Raw genomic sequence first — 16294 nt, 5'->3', positions numbered from 1 at the left:
CTCTACATTTCAATGATGATTGAGATGTTGACATCATGATGGGCGAACGGCAAGCCGTCGCCGCCTTTGCGGCCCTCGGCCAGGAGCATCGCCTGCGCATCGTGCGCCGGCTCGTCACCGCCGGGCCGGACGGTATGGCAGCCGGCATGCTGGCCGAGGCGGTCGGCGTGTCAGGCACCAACCTGTCCTTCCACTTGAAGGAGCTCACCCATGCCGGGCTCGTCACCTCCCGCCGTGAGGGACGCTCGATCATCTACAGCGCCGCCTACCCGGACCTGTCGGAACTGATCCAGTTCCTGATGCGCGATTGCTGCCAGGGGCACCCCGAGGTCTGCGCCCCCGCCGTCGCGGCCCTCTCCGCCTGCTGCAAGGAGACCGCTCGATGGACGTCGTGATCTACCACAACCCGGATTGCGGAACGTCCCGCAACACCCTGGCGCTCATTCGCAACGCCGGCATCGAGCCACACGTGGTCGAGTACCTGAAAACGCCGCCGAGCCGCGCCCTGGTGCGTCAGCTCGCCGAGCGGGCCGGCGCCACGATCCGGGACTTCCTGCGTGAGAAGGGGACACCTTTCGTGGAACTCGGCCTCGCCGACCCGGCCCTCACGGACGACCAGCTTCTGGATGCCATCGAGGCGCACCCGATCCTGCTCAATCGCCCTTTGGTGGTGAGCCCGAAGGGCGTCGCCCTGTGCCGCCCCTCCGAGGCGGTACTCGACCTGTTGCCGGTCCAGCAGGGCGAGTTCGTGAAGGAAGACGGCGAGCGCGTCGTCGACGAGCACGGGCGCCGCGTCGCCAGCGCCTGACCCGCCTCCCGCTCCATCGAGAATGAGAAACGCTGCCGATGCTCGCGCTCGCCATTTTCGTGGTCACCCTCGTCTTCGTCATCTGGCAACCCAAGGGCCTCGGGATCGGATGGAGCGCCCTCACGGGGGCCGCCGTGGCCCTCGCCAGCGGGGTCATCCATCCGGGCGACATCCCCGTGGTCTGGCATATCGTCTGGGACGCCACCGTCACGTTCGTGGCGCTCATCGTCATATCGCTTCTCCTCGACGAGGCCGGGTTCTTCCATTGGGCCGCCCTACACATCGCCCGGTGGGGTGGCGGTCGTGGCCGACGCCTGTTTCCCCTGGTCATCCTTCTCGGGTCGGCCATCGCGGCGGTGTTCGCCAACGACGGGGCGGCGCTTCTCCTCACCCCCATCGTGCTCGCCATCCTGCTGCGGCTCGACTTCGAGCCGGTGGCGGCCCTCGCCTTCATCGTGGCCTGCGGGTTCCTGGCCGACAGCACCAGCCTGCCGCTGGTGATCTCGAACCTCGTCAACATCGTCTCGGCGAACTTCTTCGACATCACCTTCAGCCGCTACGCCGCCGTGATGGTACCGGTGAACCTCGTCTCGCTCGCCGCGACCCTGCTGGTCCTGTGGATGTTCTACCGCCGCGACCTGCCGGCGACCTACCCGGTGGGCCAGTTGGAGCCGCCTCAGAGTGCCATTCGCGATCCCTCGGTGTTCAAGGCGGCCTTCCCGCTGCTCACCCTCCTTCTCGCCGCCTACTTCGTCTCCGCGCCCTTCGGCATACCGGTATCGGTGGTCACCTGTGCCGGCGCCCTGATCCTTCTGGCTCTCGCCAGCCGAAGCCGCGTGATCCCCATCCGCAAGATCCTCGCGGGGGCACCGTGGCAGATCGTGCTGTTCAGCCTCGGCATGTACCTCGTCGTCTACGGCCTGAAGAACGCCGGCCTGACGGACTACCTGGCGCAGGGGTTGGTCTGGCTCTCGGGCCAGGGAACGGTCGTCGCCACCATCGGGACGGGCTTCGCCGCCGCCATCCTGTCTTCCGTCATGAACAACATGCCGGGCGTGCTGGTGGGAGCGCTTTCGATCCAGCAGACCCCCGACCTGTCGCCGCTGATGCGCCAGTCGATGATCTACGCCAACGTCATCGGGTGCGACCTCGGTCCGAAGTTTACACCGATCGGCAGCCTCGCGACCTTGCTTTGGCTCCACGTGCTCGCCGGCCGGGGGCAGCACATCACGTGGGCACAGTACATGAAGGTCGGGCTGATCATCACCCCACCCGTGCTTCTGGTGACGCTTTCGGCCTTGGCGCTGTGGCTGCCGTTGCTGGGCGCTCCGTAGCGGCCAAATGGGCCAGGGCATGCGCTGGTCGGTAGGTTCGCTCCTCCCCACCCTGCCGGAGCGGCAGAACCGGAATTCATGCGCTTTGACGATTCCGTTCTCGGACCTGTCCGCATCTCCACGCCCGCCTGGCGCTCGACAGCCGGGATGGGACCGTGGGGCCCTCAGGGCCGGGCACCTCGTCGTGGATGCCGTGATGCCCGCGAGCCCCAGCCGGACCTTCGAGGATGATGTCGGCCTGTCCGTAACCGTCCCTGGGGGCCGCCAATCAGCCCATTCGGGTGGTATCCATCGCTTGGATCAAACGCCGAGGAGACCTCCTAAAGGAGCCTACCCCGTTCGATCTGCTGCAAATTTTTGAGGTAGGAGAATGGAGCGGGTACCGGGAATCGAACCCGGGTATTCAGCTTGGAAGGCTGCTGCTCTACCATTGAGCTACACCCGCATATGGCGCCCGATAGCATGGCGACGCGGTCTTGAGAAGGTGATCCCTTCATCGGCCGTGGTGCCAGCGTGTCGGTATGGATTGGTGGGGGAAGTAGGACTCGAACCTACGAAGCTTACGCAGCGGATTTACAGTCCGCCCCCTTTGCCGCTCGGGACATTCCCCCAAACCACCGCCTTTCGGCAGCGCGCGGGTCCTTATGGTGAGGGCTTGCGCGGGTGTCAACACGTCCCGCGCGGGCACCGACGCAAAGTTCAGGGTGTGGCGAGATCGCCGACGCGCAATTGTACCCGCTCGCCGCCGCGCCAGGTATCGATGGCGAGGGTTCCGGCCACGTGGAATTCCTGTCCGATCCCGCCGAGGAGCGCCTGCCCCAACGGTCCCTGGGCGGAGCGGAAGGCGATGGCGCCGATGGCTTGGCCGTCCCGGCTCCTGAAGCGCGCGCGGACGTGGCCGTTGCCGACGATTCCCGCATCGACCAGCCGGTGATACGGCAGGGCGAAGACCGGTTCCGGTGCTCCAGCGCCGAACGGCCCTGCGCGCTGGACGAGGCGAACCACCTCCGCCGTGGCGCCGCCCGCGTTCACGGTGCCGTCGACGAGCAGTGCCTCCACCGCCCTCGCCTCCGACACCGCCGCGGCGAGGGCGGCCGCCAGGAAGTCGCGCAGAGGCGTGGGATCGTGGCTCGGGAGCGTGGCGCCGGCCGCCATGGCATGCCCGCCGCCCTTGACGAGGAGGCCGGCATCCACGGCCTCACGCACAGCATGGCCGAGATCCACCCCCGCGACCGATCGGCCCGACCCCGTGGCGGTCCCGTCCGGGCGCAGGGCGAAGGCGAGAGCCGGCCGACCGAAGCGCTCTTTCAGCCGCGCCGCCACGAGGCCGACCACTCCCGGATGCCAGGAGGCGGAGGCCGTCACCAGGATCGGCGTGTCGGGGGCCAGTGTCAGCGCGCGATCCATCTCGGCCTCGGCTTCCAGCACCGCCTGTGCCTCGATGCCCTGCCGCTCCCGGTTGAGGAGATCGAGTTCGGTGGCGATGCGGGTCGCCTCCGCAGGATCCCCGCTGGTAAGGAGGGCCGCGCCAAGGCCCGCATGACCGATGCGGCCGCCGGCATTGATGCGCGGACCGAGCAGATAGCCGAGATGCCAGGATTCCGGCGGCTCGCTCAGGGATGCCGCATCGAACAGGGCGGCGAGACCGATCCGGCCCCGGCCCCGCATCACCTTCAATCCCTGCACGACGAAGGCGCGGTTGAGGCCGGTCAACGGCACCACGTCGGCGACAGTCGCCAGGGCCACCAGATCGAGGGCTTCGGCGAGATCCGGCAGATCCTCCCGCCCTCCCCGCCTCAGGCGGCGGTTGAGGGCCACGAGGGTGAGGAAGACGACACCCGCCGCGCAGAGATGGCCGAGCCCGGAAACATCGTCGAGCCGGTTCGGGTTCACCAGTGCCTCGACCGGAGGCAGGATTTCCGGCGCGCCGTGATGGTCGAGGACGATCACGGCGAGCCCGCGTTCGGCCGCAGCCGCCAGGGGCTCATGGCCGCTCGTGCCGCAATCGACGCAGACGAGAAGCGTCGCGCCGCCCTCCGCCAGTGCCGTGACCGCCGCCACGTTGGGGCCGTAGCCTTCCGTGATCCGGTCCGGGATGTGAATGTCCACCGTCAGGCCGAGCGCGCGCAGGTAGCCGGCCATCAACGCCGCGCTCGCGGCACCGTCGACATCGTAATCGCCGAACACGGCGACGCGCTCGCCGGCCTCGACGGCACGGGCGAGCCGTTCGGCCGCCGCCTCCATGTCCACGAGGCGGGACGGATCCGGCATCAGGTCGCGCAGGCGCGGTTCGAGATAGGCCGCCGCCTCGTCGGGCCGGATGCCGCGCGAGGCCAGGACGCGGGCGAGAAGGTCGGGCAGGCCATGGGCCTGCACCATCGTCGCGGCATAGGCCTGGGCGGCGGGGTCGCCGCAGCGGTCACGCCAGGGCCGCCCCATGACGGAACGGGTGACGCCGAGGAAGGCACGGGATGGGGCAAGGGCTGAGGCGGCTGACACGCCGTCAGTCTACTCGCCTGGGGCTATCCGGCGCTACTGCGCTGCTCGCTTCGAGGTGACGCGTGGGGCGATACCGGAACCAGCTGCTACCAAGACGCGAAAAGGGCCGGCGCATGGCGCCGACCCTCCGCAGTCGAGACTGACGGGGCGGAGTGCCGCCCCGCGCCGCTCAGAGGTTCTTGACGATCGAGTCCACGACCTTCTTGGCGTCGCCGAACAGCATCATCGTGTTGTCGCGGAAGAACACCTCGTTCTCGACACCGGCATAGCCGGAGCCCATGCCGCGCTTGATGAAGAGGACCGTCTTGGCCTTCTCCACGTCAAGGATCGGCATGCCGTAGATCGGCGAGGTCTTGTCGGTCTTGGCGGCCGGGTTGGTGACGTCGTTGGCGCCGATCACGAAGGCAACGTCCGCCTGCGGGAAGTCGCCGTTGATGTCCTCGAGCTCGTGCACCTCGTCGTAGGGTACGTTGGCCTCGGCGAGCAGCACGTTCATGTGCCCCGGCATGCGGCCGGCGACGGGATGGATGGCGTATTTCACGTCGACGCCTTCCTTCTTGAGCATATCCACCATCTCACGGAGCGAGTGCTGGGCCTGCGCCACCGCCATGCCGTAACCGGGCACGATGATGACGCGCTCGGCGTTCTTCAGGATGTAGGCGGCGTCGTCGGCCGATCCCTGCTTCACGGGGCGCGTCTCGACAGCGCCACCCGCACCGGCTGCGGCTGCATCGCCGCCGAAGCCACCGAGGATCACGGAGATGAACGAGCGGTTCATCGCCTTGCACATGATGTAGGACAGGATCGCGCCCGAGGAGCCGACGAGGGCGCCGGTCATGATGAGCGCGAGGTTGCCCAGTGTGAAGCCGATGCCGGCCGCCGCCCAACCCGAATAGGAGTTGAGCATCGACACGACGACGGGCATGTCCGCGCCGCCGATCGGGATGATCAGCAGCCCGCCGAGCACGAAGGACAGCACCACGATCAGCCAGAAGATGGCCTTGCTCTCGGTGCCGATGAACACGGCGATCAGACCGATGAGGGCGATGCCGAGAGCGATGTTGATCGCGTGCCGCTGCGGCAGCATGATCGGCTTGCCGGACATGCGTCCGTCGAGCTTGGCGAAGGCGATGACCGAGCCGGTGAAGGTGATGGCGCCGATGGCGACGCCGAGCGCCATCTCGAACAGCGATTCCTTATGGATATGGCCGTTCTCGAGGATGCCGACCGCCTGCGGGGCATAGAGTGTGCCGGCCGCACCCGCCACGGCGGCGAGACCCACGAGGGAGTGGAAGGCGGCCACGAGCTGCGGCATGGCCGTCATCGGCACCCGCTTGGCGATGACGGCACCGGCGCCACCGCCGATGCCGAGGCCGAGGAGGACGATGATCCAGGCGCCGAACCCGGCCGGCGGATGACCGACGAGGGTGGTCAGGACGGCGAGTCCCATGCCGATCATGCCGTACAGGTTGCCCTGCCGCGACGTGGTCGGATGCGAGAGCCCCCGCAGCGCCATGATGAACAGGACGCCGGAGACGATATAGAGGAGGGCGGAGACGTTCTGGGACATCGTCTCAGGCCTTCTTCTTGTACATGCCGAGCATGCGCTGGGTAACGAGGAAGCCGCCGAAGATGTTGACGCTGGCGAGGACGATGCCGACGAAGCCGAAGAAGCGCGCCCAGCCGGTGCCCTTCTCGATCAGCGGAACGCCGGCGGCGAGGAGCGCGCCGACGATGATGACGGACGAGATCGCGTTGGTGACGGACATCAGGGGGGTGTGGAGCGCCGGGGTCACCGACCACACCACGTAGTACCCGACGAAGATCGCGAGCACAAAGATCGCGAGCTGGAAGACGGTGGGGTCGACCGCGCCGTGGGTGGCGGCGGCGATCCCGTGGCTGATGCCCTGACCGAGGCTGTCTGCGAGGCTCTGCGCCTGTTCGGCGGCGGTGCGCGCGGTAGCGGCGGCGGCGCGCGCCTGTTCGGCGGCCTGTTCGGGAGGAAGGGTTGCCATCTGTCTCTCCGTCGCGATCAGGCTGCTGTGGACTGGAAGGACGGGTGGACCACCTGTCCGTCCCGCGTGAGGTTCGTCGCCTTCACCAGCTCGTCGTCCCACTTGACGGCGAGGGCCTTGGACTCCTTGTCGATCAGGGTCTCGACGAAGGCGAACAGGTTGCGGGCGTAGAGGCTCGACGCGGTTGCCGCGAGGCGGCCGGCGACATTGACGTGGCCGACGATCTTGACCCCGTTCTCGGTGGTGACGATCTCGCCGGCCTTGGCACCGGCGACGTTGCCGCCGCGCTCGACGGCGAGATCGATGAGCACCGAGCCGGGCTTCATCGAGGCGACCATCGTCTCCGAGACGAGCTTCGGAGCGGGGCGGCCGGGGATGAGCGCCGTGGTGATGACGATGTCCTGCTTGGCGATATGCGTCGCCACCAGATCGGCCTGTTTCTTCTGGTATTCCGCCGACATTTCCTTGGCATAGCCGCCGGACGTCTCGGCCTGCTTGAACTCGTCGTCCTCTACCGCCACGAACTTGGCGCCGAGGGATTCGACCTGTTCCTTGGTGGCGGGCCGCACGTCGGTGGCGGTCACAACCGCGCCCATGCGGCGGGCGGTGGCGATGGCCTGGAGGCCGGCGACGCCGACGCCCATCACGAAGACGCGGGCGGCAGGCACGGTGCCGGCGGCCGTCATCATCATCGGCATGGCGCGGCCATACTCTGCGGCGGCGTCGATCACGGCGCGATAGCCGGCGAGGTTGGCCTGCGAGGAGAGCACGTCCATGACCTGAGCGCGGGTGATGCGAGGCATCAGCTCCATGGAGAAGGCGCTGATCCCCGCATCGGCCATGGCCTTCAGCGCGGTCTCGTTACCGTAGGGATCCATGATGGCGACGACGGTCGCGCCGGTCTTCAAGAGCTTCAGTTCGTCCTCGTTGGGACGGCGAACCTTGAGGACGAGGTCGGCATCCGTTGCGGCCTCCGCCGCCGTAGCGGCGATGGTGGCGCCCGCCGCCTCGTAATCCGCATCGGGAACACCGGCCTTCAGGCCGGCCCCGGACTGGATCGTCACGTCGGCCCCGAGGCCTTTGAATTTCTTGATCGTCTCGGGCACCGCCGCGACCCGCGGCTCGGCGGGGTCCGACTCTGTCAATACAGCGATGCGCATTCAGGAGATCCCCCTCGGCGATCGTTCTCGATCGCCGTAGCTTAGCAGGAATATAGAGCCCGGACCCCTGGTATACCAGCGGTCCGTGGCTACGTCACGCGAAGAAGAGGTACAGAAGTAGAAGAACGGCGACCGCAGCGGGAGCTTTCCAACCGACGACAGGCGACAGCGCGCCCACCGTGCCGGCCACGCCCGACAGCAAGACGCCGAAGATCGCCGTGAGCCAAGCCTCGCGAATGCCACCCACGGCCAACGCGAGCACCCAGCAGATCACCACGAAGGTGCCGATTTCCACGAACCGGACAAACCCACGGTAGGTCTGTTCATGGGTCTTTTCGTCCATCGCCGGGCTGTAACGTACGCCGGTCACGGTCTTCGCATCGGCCATCTTGTCGTCGTCCCCTTGGGTATCATCTTGATTGGTTCCAAGCGGATTTAGCGCATGCCTCTGTCACCCGCAATCGAGATACCGACTCGCGAAAATATGGAAAGCCGGTTTTATCCCGGAGAATGACAGTCGATCCCCGCTTGTCATGCGCAGGCAGTTAATCTTGGCGATTACTCGGGAGATGGAAGTCCCGCCGCTGCCAGAGCCGCGCCCTGCCGTTCGGTCAGGGTCTCGAGGGAGAAGCGCTCGATTTCGGCCTCGAACAGGCGGTGGTAGTTCAGCTCCGAGCGCAGGTGCAGGAACACCGCGCCGAGCCCCACCGCGGCGCGGTCCATGAAGACGAATTCCTGCGGCACGGTCACGGGTCCGCGCTGCTTGAGGGCCTGATGCACCTCGAAGGCCTGGCGCCGGCCATATTCGCCGGGCTTGACGCCATCCGCCACCGTTCTCGTGCGATCCTCGAGGATCGGGCCGTAGATGAACCGGGCCCAGATGTTGAGGATCTCGATCAGCTCCTTGTTGAGGTTCTTGAATCCCCACACCTCGTAGGCGTGGACGATCCGGGCGTGGTCGTTCTCCAACAGGCCGCGATAGAGATCGACCACGCCGCCGACGAAGCGGGGGTGGAAGATGCGGACACAGCCGTAATCGAGCAGGTTGATCCCGCGCGCCTCGCCGTCCTCGGAGAAGACCGTGTAGTTGCCGAGGTGCGGATCGCCGTGGATCACGGCCGCTCGACTGAACGGGTGCCACCAGGCCTTGAACATCGCCCGCGCCAGACGATTGCGGATCTCGAGGGGCTGATCGGAAAAGCTGAGGATCCTGTCGCCTTCGAGCCAGCCGAGGGTGAGGAGGCGCTTGGTGGAGAGGTCGGTGTGGATGGCGGGCACCCTCACCTCGGCGATGTCCTGAAGCACGGCCCCGTAGAGGGCGGCGTGCTTGGCCTCGCGCTCGTAGTCCAGCTCCTCGCGCACGCGGGCGCCGATCTCCTTGGCGATCTCGCGGGTGTCGAGCCAGGAGCTGAGGCGACGGTGCAGGGCGAAGGCGATTTCGAGCTGCTTCAGGTCGGCCTCCACGGCCGATTGCATGTCGGGATATTGGAGCTTGCAGGCGAAGGGCGTCCCGTCGAGGCCCGTGGCCCGGTGAACCTGGCCGAGGGAGGCGGCGGCGGCGGGCTTGAGGTCGAAGGAGGCGAACCGCTTCTGCCAGTCGGGGCCGAGCTCGGCCATCATCCGGCGCTTGACGAAGGCCGCACCCATCGGCGGTGCGTCGGCCTGGAGTTTCTGAAGCTCGGTGGCGTATTCCGGCGGCAGCAGATCCGGCACGGTGGCGAGGAGCTGCGCCACCTTCATGATCGGGCCCTTCAGCCCCCCGAGCGCCTGGGCCAGAGCGGCCGCGTTGGTGGGGGTCTCTCCCTTTCCGAACAGCTTGGCGCCGGCCATTCGCGCGGCGACACCCCCGACATTGGCGCCGACACGGGCATAGCGGCTGGCGCGCGCCGAGAAGCGGTTGGCTTCGTTGTCGTGATCGGCCATCGGGTCCATTCTGCGCGACGAAGGGGTGTCACTACGAGATAGGCTCCTCCCCCGAGGGTGCCAGGGCCATGAGCCCATGGGTCGCGGAACTCGAGTCGCGGAAGAGGTTACGCCGCCGGCCAGTTGTCGCGGATCCAGCGCGTGAGGCCATCCTCGTCGATCTCGCTTGCGGCGAGGCCGAGGATCATCCGGGTCGCCTCGGCCTGATCCGGTCGAAAAGCAATGTTGTTGAGACGTAGGAACAGCGTCATTGCCACGAAGGCGATCCGCTTGTTGCCGTCGATGAATGCATGATTCCGCGCAAGACCGAAGGCATACGCCGCCGCCAGTGAAGCGAGGTCGCCGTCCTCATATCGCCAGCGGTTCACAGGCCTTCCCAGAGCCGACTCGAGGGCATTCTCGTCTCGAAGTCCAGGTGGGCCCCCAAACCGGACGAGTTGGCGTTCATGGGCAACCTTGATCTCTTCGGCCGTCAGCCAACGAGGCTCGGTCATTGCGCGAGCGCCCGCAAAGTATCCTTGTATTCGTCCATGATGTCGTCGACGAGCGCCATCGCCTTGTCGAAATCAGGATCGTAGGGGGTCAGGCGCACTCCGCCGTCGGGCATTTCGGTGACGTGAAGCCACTGACCCTGTTCCAGATTCAGTTTGGTGATGAGTTCCCGCGGCAGGATGAGCCCGGTGGAATTGCCGATCTTCTTGACTTCGAGCTTCATGACGGTCGGGCCTTTCGTTGTACGTTGTGTACAACGAAAGGCCGCCGGCGCAAAGGAGCGTTACCCCTCCATCGCCTCCAGTTCGACGATCATCCCCTCGATCATGTTGAGGCCGATCTGCCAGAAGGCAGGGTCGCTGGCATTGAGGCCGAAGGGAGCGAGGAGCTCGCCGTAGGGCTTGGCCCCGCCGGCCGAGAGCAGGGCGAAGTAGCGGTCCACGAAACCCTCTTCGGCATTGGCATAGACGCCGTAGAGCGAGTTCACGAGGCAGTCGCCGAACGCATAGGCGTAGACGTAGAACGGCGAGTGGATGAAGTGCGGGATATAGGCCCAGAACGGCTCGTAGCCGGCATCCAGCGAGATCGCCGGGCCGAAGCTCTCCGCCTGCACCGACATCCAGAGCCCGTTGATCTGCTCGGCGGTGAGCTCGCCCTCGGCCCGAGCGAGGTGGACCTTCCGCTCGAACAGGTAGAACGCGATCTGGCGCACCACCGTGTTGATCATGTCCTCGACCTTGGCGGCCAGCATCGCCCGTCGCTGAACCGTATCGGTGGTGGCGGCGAGCAGGCGCCGGAACGTGAGCATCTCGCCGAACACGCTCGCGGTCTCGGCCAGCGTCAGGGGCGTCGGCGCCATCAGCGCACCGTTATGTGAGGCGAGGACCTGATGCACCCCGTGGCCGAGTTCGTGCGCCAGGGTCATCACGTCCCGCGGCTTGCCCTGGTAGTTCACCAGCACATAGGGATGCGCAGAGGGCACGGTGGGATGGGCGAAGGCGCCCGGCGCCTTGCCCGGCCGCGTCGGCGCATCGATCCAGCGGCGGTCGAAGAAGGTCTTGGCGATGTCGGCCATGCGCGGCGAGAACGCGCCGTAGGCGTCGAGCACCATGTCGCGCGCCTCCGCCCAGGGAATGGTGCGCTGCTCGACCCGCGGCAGCGGCGCGTTGCGGTCCCAATAGGGCAGGACGTCCACCCCGAACCACTTGGCCTTCAGCCGGTAGTAGCGGTGCGACAGGCGCGGATAGGCGGCCTGGACGGCGTCCACCAGGGCCGCCACCACCTCGGGCTCGACCCGGTTGGAGAGGTGCCGGTCGTCGGCGACGTCCTTGAAGCCGCGCCAGCGGTCGGAGATCTCCTTGTCCTTGGCCAAGGTGTTGGTGATGAGGGCGAAGGTCCGCAGATTGGCGCGGAACACGTCGCCCAGGGCTCCGGCCGCTTCCTTGCGGACCGCCCCGTCCGGGTCCTGCAGCTTGTTGAGCGTCGGTTCGAGGGTGAGCATCTCGCCCTGCAGCGGGAAGCGCAGGGACGCGATCGTGCCGTCGAACAGCCGGTTCCAGGCGGAGCGCCCGGTGACCGACTTCTCGAGGAACAGCTTCTCGGTGCGGTCGTCGAGCTGATACGGCTTCTCGCGGCGCAGATCCTCGATCCAGGGGCGGTAATGCGCGAGAGGACCATCCGCCATGGCGGCGTCCATCACGCCGTCATCGACCCGGTTGATCTCCAGGGCGAAGAAGAGCAGGTGACCGGAGGCCGTGGTCAGCCGTTCCTGGGTGTCGCCGTAGAACTTCTGGCGCCGCTCGTCCGTGGTGTCGCCGGAGTAGACCAGGCCGGCGAAGGACATCAGACGGCCGAGCCGATCCTCGATCGCCTCATAGGCCGCCACCGCCTCGGCGAGGCGAGCGGACGCGTCGGGTCCGCCGGCGATCTCGGCGATGACGCCGCCGTAGCGCTCCGAGAAGGCGCTGCATTCCTCTTCCGCCCGGATCAGGTCGGCGCGGAAGTCCGGCGAATCGATCCCGGAATAGAGGTCGCTCAGATCCCATTCGGGAAGCGAGCCGAGGTCGAGGGCGAGAGCGGCCGCCCGCGCGACGTTCGTTCCTTCCGATCGTTGCCCGGCCGGCATCCGGGCGGCGCTTGAGAGGCTGGCATGGACGACGGCACGACTCGACATGATGTCTTTGATCCTGAAGCGGCGTTTCCCCGCCGTTTCCGCTGATATCGAGCGGTGAGGCTCCGTGATCAACCGATTCGGCCCATTCGGCCGCAACGAATCTCCGGCATGTCCCTCGTTCGCCCCGCCTCGGCCGGGGAGTGGACCATCAGGGAAGAAAGTGGGATCGTCGTTAAGAGCAGCTTTACGCTCTTCGCTCACCCTACGGATCGAAACGAAACACCGGTGGCCGACTCGCAGGGCGATATCCCTGGGACGATCGCCTTTCTCAGCACACGGTCGAGGCTCTCCGCATGTCGACAACGATCCTCATCGTCGACGACGATCCCGTCCAGCGCCGGCTCGCCGAAGCGATGGTGCGTCGCCTCGGTTTTGAGGTGAAGGTCGCCGAGAGCGGCGAGGATGGGTTGTCCCTGCTGCGTTCGGGCGAACCGATCGACGTCGTGCTCCTCGATCTGGTGATGCCCGGCGGCCTCGACGGTCTCGGGGTCATGGCCCAGATGCGCCAGTCGGGTCTCGACATCCCCGTCATCGTCCAGACGTCCAACGGCTCCATCGATGCGGTGGTCAACGCCATGCGGGCCGGCGCCACCGATTTCGTGGTGAAGCCCGCCGGTGCCGAACGGCTCCAGGTCTCGATCAAGAACGCCCTCAAGGTCGATCAGCTCGAGGAGGAGGTCCGGCGCATGCGGCGGCGCGCCTCCGGCTCGCTCACCTTCAAGGACCTGTCCTCGCGCAGCCCCGACATGGAGCGCGTGATCCGGCTGGCCGAGCGTTCGGCCAAGTCCAACATCCCGGTGTTGATCGAGGGTGAATCCGGTGTCGGCAAGGAGGTGCTGGCGCGCGCGATCCAGGGGTCGGGCGACCGGCGCGGCAAGGCCTTCGTTACGGTCAATTGCGGCGCGATTCCCGACAACCTCGTCGAATCGACCCTGTTCGGGCACGAGAAGGGCGCCTTCACCGGCGCCACCGAGCGCCATGTGGGCAAGTTCGTCGAGGCGTCGGGCGGTACGCTGTTCCTCGATGAGATCGGCGAACTCCCCCTCGATGCCCAGGTGAAGCTCCTGCGCGCCCTGCAGGAGGGGGAAGTCGATCCGGTGGGCGCCAAGCGCAGTGTCCGAATCGACATCCGCCTCATCTCGGCCACGAACCGCTCGCTCCTCGACCTCGTGAAGCAGGGCCGCTTCCGCGAGGACCTGTACTACCGCCTGAACGTCTTCCCGATGACCCTGCCCCCCCTCCGGGCGCGCCGCGAGGATATCCCGGATCTGGTGCGCTCGTTCTGTGCGCGCTTCGCCGCCGAGGAGGGCAAGCGTGTCCGCGCGATCACGCCGGAGGCGATGTCGCTGCTCAGCCGCTACGGCTGGCCCGGCAATGTCCGACAGCTGGAAAACGCCCTGTTCCGCGCGGTGGTGCTCGCCGATAGCGACGAGCTCACCGTGGCCGAGTTCCCGCAGATCGCCGCCCAGGTCGAAGGGTTCGACGTGCGCATTCCGGCCGCCCCGGTCCAGCCCATGGTCCATGCCGGGACTCCGGAGCCGGTGCGCGAGATCGTCCGCGTGGAGGTCCGCGACCCCCACGCCATGACCCTCGTCACCGAGGAGTCCGGCGAGATGAAACCGATGGACGAGTTGGAGGCGGAGATCATCCGCTTCGCCCTGCAATATTACCGGGGCCGCATGTCCGAAGTGTCGAGGCGCCTCGGCATCGGCCGCTCGACGCTCTACCGCAAGCTGAAGGATCTCGGTCTCGACGGCGACGAGAAGGGCGACGAAGCCGCTGCCTGAGACACGGGGGCGATCCCTTCGCATCCTTTGAATTGGGATGTGCGTCACGGCACTGCGTTTCCGGCCTCCGGCGCACGCCAGGCTTCCACTGTTGCCCGCGCGCCGTTGCAAGCGGTGGCGCAAGCAGCGATTGTTTTGAGCTCAAACATGGCCGTTGCGGCCGGTTCCGGGAGTTTCATCATGGGCGCTTCGCGCTCCGCCTCCGTCGCACTGGCTGCCCTGATGGCGGGTTGTGTCGGCTACGCGGTAAAGGCCGAACCCCGGCTCGATCCGGCTCCATCCGTGGTGCAGAGCGCTGCCGCGCCATCGGTCTCGTCCGAGCAGGGGCAAGGCGACAGGGTGGCGACCGGGGCGATCTCCGCGCCGGTATCGCCCTCCCCCGACCCGGCCAAACCCGCCGCAGCGGGAGAGGCCGCCCAAACGCCAGCGAGCCCACCCGAGACGGGCAAGGCGGAGACCACGAACGCCGAGGCCGGCTCCGAACCCGCTGGCGCCGTGGCCGCCGCTCCGGTGCCGACCGACCCGATGGGGGCGGCCCTCGCCGCCCGCCTCGCCGATCCGGCCCCTCTCCTCGCACGGCTGAGCACCAAGGACCGGGAGGCGATGCAGGCCTTCTACGGGCTCGGTGCCTTCAAGCCGGTCTGGGTGGTCGATGGCGCCTTCACTCCCGCCGCCAAGGCCGCCGCGTCCCGCCTTTCCCTCGCAGCCGAGGACGGCCTCAACGTCCAGGCCTATCCGGTGCCGGTCATCGGCACGCAGGGACTGACCGAGGCCCAGACCGCCGAGATCGAGCTGAAACTCTCGGCCGCCATCGTGCTCTACGCCAAGGACGCACGCGGGGCGCGCATCAACCTGTCCGCCATATCCCGCCTGATCACGCCCACCCTCGACATCCCCGGCGCAGACGCCGTCCTGACGCGCGTCGCCAGCGCCGGGCCGCAAGCCGGTACCGTGCTGCAGGGCTACAACCCGGCGCAGGCCGGCTACCTCGCTCTGAAGGCGCGGCTCGCCAGCCTGCGCAATCTCCATAGCGCGCCCATGGCGGCATCGCCCGTCGCAATTCCCGCCGGGCCGGTGCTCAAGGTCGGCATGAACGATCCCCGCGTGCCCGCGCTACGCCGCCATTTCGGCTTGCCGACCCGGACCGCCGGCACCCTCGACGCCGCCTCCGGTGAGCCGGATGCGTTCGATGCGAACGTGTCCGCTGCCGTGGCGAAGTTCCAGCGCGGCCGCGGCCTGCCGATCACCGGCACGCTGACGCCGCAGACCGTCGCCGCCCTGGGCCGGGCCGAGTCATCCTCGCGCGTCGGCGACGAGGAGGCGACCGTCCTCGTCAACATGGAGCGTTGGCGCTGGCTGCCGAGCGACCTCGGTCGTGACTACGTCCTGGTCAACATCCCCGAATTCCGCCTGCGGGTGGTCCGCAACGGCACGCAGCGCGACGAGACCCGGGTCATCGTCGGCAAGGCCGAGACGCCGACGCCGGTCTTCTCCGGGATGATGGAATACGCCGTCGTCAACCCGTCCTGGAACGTGCCGCCCTCGATCCTCAAGAACGAGTTCCTGCCTGCCCTGGCCCGCGACCCGAACTACGCTGCCCGTCGCGGCTACGAGGTTGTCTATCGCAACGGCAACATCTCGGTGCGCCAGCCGCCGGGCGAGCGGAATGCGCTTGGGTTCATCAAGTTCCTCTTCCCCAACAACCATGCCGTCTACCTGCACGACACGCCCAACCGTTCGCTGTTTTCCGCTTCTCAGCGGGCGATGAGCCATGGCTGCGTCCGCGTGGACGATCCATTCCGGTTCGCCGATTCGGTCCTGCCCGAAGCGTGGTCGAGCGAGCGGTTGAAGAAGCTCATCGGCAAGGGCGAGCGCACCATCCGCCTGCCCGAGAAGCTGCCGGTGCATCTCGCCTATTTCACCCTCGATGCGGACGAGCGCGGATCCCTGCGCACGTTTTCGGATCTATACGGTCACGATGCGCGCATGAAGATCGCCCTCGGTCTCGCACCGGGCAGCCTGCTCGTCGCCAAGGCGCCGGTGAAAGCGCCGGCCAAGGTCGCGGCGCGGCCTTCGACGTCGGCGCCGGGCGCGGCCGGGGCT

General features: G+C 67.3%; 14 protein-coding genes and 2 tRNA genes. 5 read left to right on the top strand and 11 right to left on the bottom strand.

The annotated features are described in order from the left end of the window. Positions 1-35 precede the first annotated feature (35 nt). From FV220_RS13875 to FV220_RS13865, 3 genes are read left to right on the top strand one after another with little or no spacing between them, the layout of a single operon-like run. Positions 36-395 carry a metalloregulator ArsR/SmtB family transcription factor gene (locus tag FV220_RS13875; RefSeq protein ID WP_147832065.1) on the top strand — a complete coding sequence of 120 codons (360 nt, stop codon included), beginning with the start codon at positions 36-38 and terminating at the stop codon, positions 393-395. Beyond that, positions 383-808: an arsenate reductase (glutaredoxin) gene (arsC, locus tag FV220_RS13870; protein WP_147832063.1), complete on the top strand. Its 426-nt coding sequence runs from the start codon at positions 383-385 to the stop codon at positions 806-808. Before FV220_RS13875 ends, arsC begins: the two co-directional genes overlap by 13 nt. 38 nt (positions 809-846) lie before the next feature. Then, positions 847-2142: an arsenic transporter gene (locus tag FV220_RS13865; RefSeq protein ID WP_147832061.1), complete on the top strand. Its 1296-nt coding sequence runs from the start codon at positions 847-849 to the stop codon at positions 2140-2142. A 371-nt stretch (positions 2143-2513) separates the two neighbouring features. On the opposite strand, the gene FV220_RS13860 is transcribed toward FV220_RS13865, so the two are convergent. The 11 genes from FV220_RS13860 to FV220_RS13810 all read right to left on the bottom strand — a co-directional run bounded on the left by FV220_RS13860 (position 2514) and on the right by FV220_RS13810 (position 12404). Continuing rightward, positions 2514-2587, bottom strand: a tRNA-Gly gene (locus FV220_RS13860). A gap of 82 nt (positions 2588-2669) precedes the next feature. Beyond that, a tRNA-Tyr gene (locus FV220_RS13855) sits at positions 2670-2753 on the bottom strand. An 88-nt stretch (positions 2754-2841) separates the two neighbouring features. After that, positions 2842-4581, bottom strand: coding sequence for a single-stranded-DNA-specific exonuclease RecJ (recJ, locus tag FV220_RS13850; protein WP_246689462.1), 1740 nt, complete (start codon positions 4579-4581; stop codon positions 2842-2844). A 229-nt stretch (positions 4582-4810) separates the two neighbouring features. Next, complete coding sequence (locus tag FV220_RS13845; protein ID WP_056145168.1) at positions 4811-6211, bottom strand: NAD(P)(+) transhydrogenase (Re/Si-specific) subunit beta; 1401 nt, start codon at positions 6209-6211, stop codon at positions 4811-4813. Between the two features lie 4 nt (positions 6212-6215). Next, positions 6216-6656, bottom strand: a complete 441-nt coding sequence (locus tag FV220_RS13840; protein ID WP_018044342.1) for a proton-translocating transhydrogenase family protein — start codon at positions 6654-6656, stop codon at positions 6216-6218. 17 nt (positions 6657-6673) lie between these two features. Further along, positions 6674-7816, bottom strand: a complete 1143-nt coding sequence (locus FV220_RS13835; RefSeq protein ID WP_056160002.1) for a Re/Si-specific NAD(P)(+) transhydrogenase subunit alpha — start codon at positions 7814-7816, stop codon at positions 6674-6676. Between the two features lie 94 nt (positions 7817-7910). Beyond that, positions 7911-8204, bottom strand: coding sequence for an aa3-type cytochrome c oxidase subunit IV (locus tag FV220_RS13830; RefSeq protein WP_018044344.1), 294 nt, complete (start codon positions 8202-8204; stop codon positions 7911-7913). A 170-nt stretch (positions 8205-8374) separates the two neighbouring features. After that, positions 8375-9739, bottom strand: a complete 1365-nt coding sequence (locus FV220_RS13825; protein ID WP_056145227.1) for an AarF/ABC1/UbiB kinase family protein — start codon at positions 9737-9739, stop codon at positions 8375-8377. A gap of 107 nt (positions 9740-9846) precedes the next feature. Continuing rightward, positions 9847-10233, bottom strand: a complete 387-nt coding sequence (locus FV220_RS13820; RefSeq protein ID WP_018044346.1) for a type II toxin-antitoxin system death-on-curing family toxin — start codon at positions 10231-10233, stop codon at positions 9847-9849. Next, positions 10230-10454 carry a hypothetical protein gene (locus FV220_RS13815; RefSeq protein ID WP_018044347.1) on the bottom strand — a complete coding sequence of 75 codons (225 nt, stop codon included), beginning with the start codon at positions 10452-10454 and terminating at the stop codon, positions 10230-10232. Before FV220_RS13815 ends, FV220_RS13820 begins: the two co-directional genes overlap by 4 nt. 60 nt (positions 10455-10514) lie before the next feature. Next, entirely contained in the window at positions 10515-12404 is a 1890-nt protein-coding gene (locus FV220_RS13810; RefSeq protein WP_147832057.1) for a M3 family oligoendopeptidase, read from the bottom strand. A gap of 293 nt (positions 12405-12697) precedes the next feature. On the opposite strand from FV220_RS13810, the gene FV220_RS13805 reads away from it, so the two are divergent. Then, complete coding sequence (locus tag FV220_RS13805) at positions 12698-14191, top strand: sigma-54 dependent transcriptional regulator (protein ID WP_056145153.1); 1494 nt, start codon at positions 12698-12700, stop codon at positions 14189-14191. Between the two features lie 180 nt (positions 14192-14371). Beyond that, a partial coding sequence (locus tag FV220_RS13800) for a L,D-transpeptidase family protein (RefSeq protein WP_147832055.1) occupies positions 14372-16294 on the top strand: 1923 nt, incomplete at its 3' end.

It is taken from the genome of Methylobacterium sp. WL19 (genome assembly GCF_008040005.1).
GTDB classification, from domain to species: domain Bacteria; phylum Pseudomonadota; class Alphaproteobacteria; order Rhizobiales; family Beijerinckiaceae; genus Methylobacterium; species Methylobacterium bullatum.
Note: the sequence above shows the minus strand (reverse complement) of the source record. Positions and strands in the feature narration are given on the sequence as shown.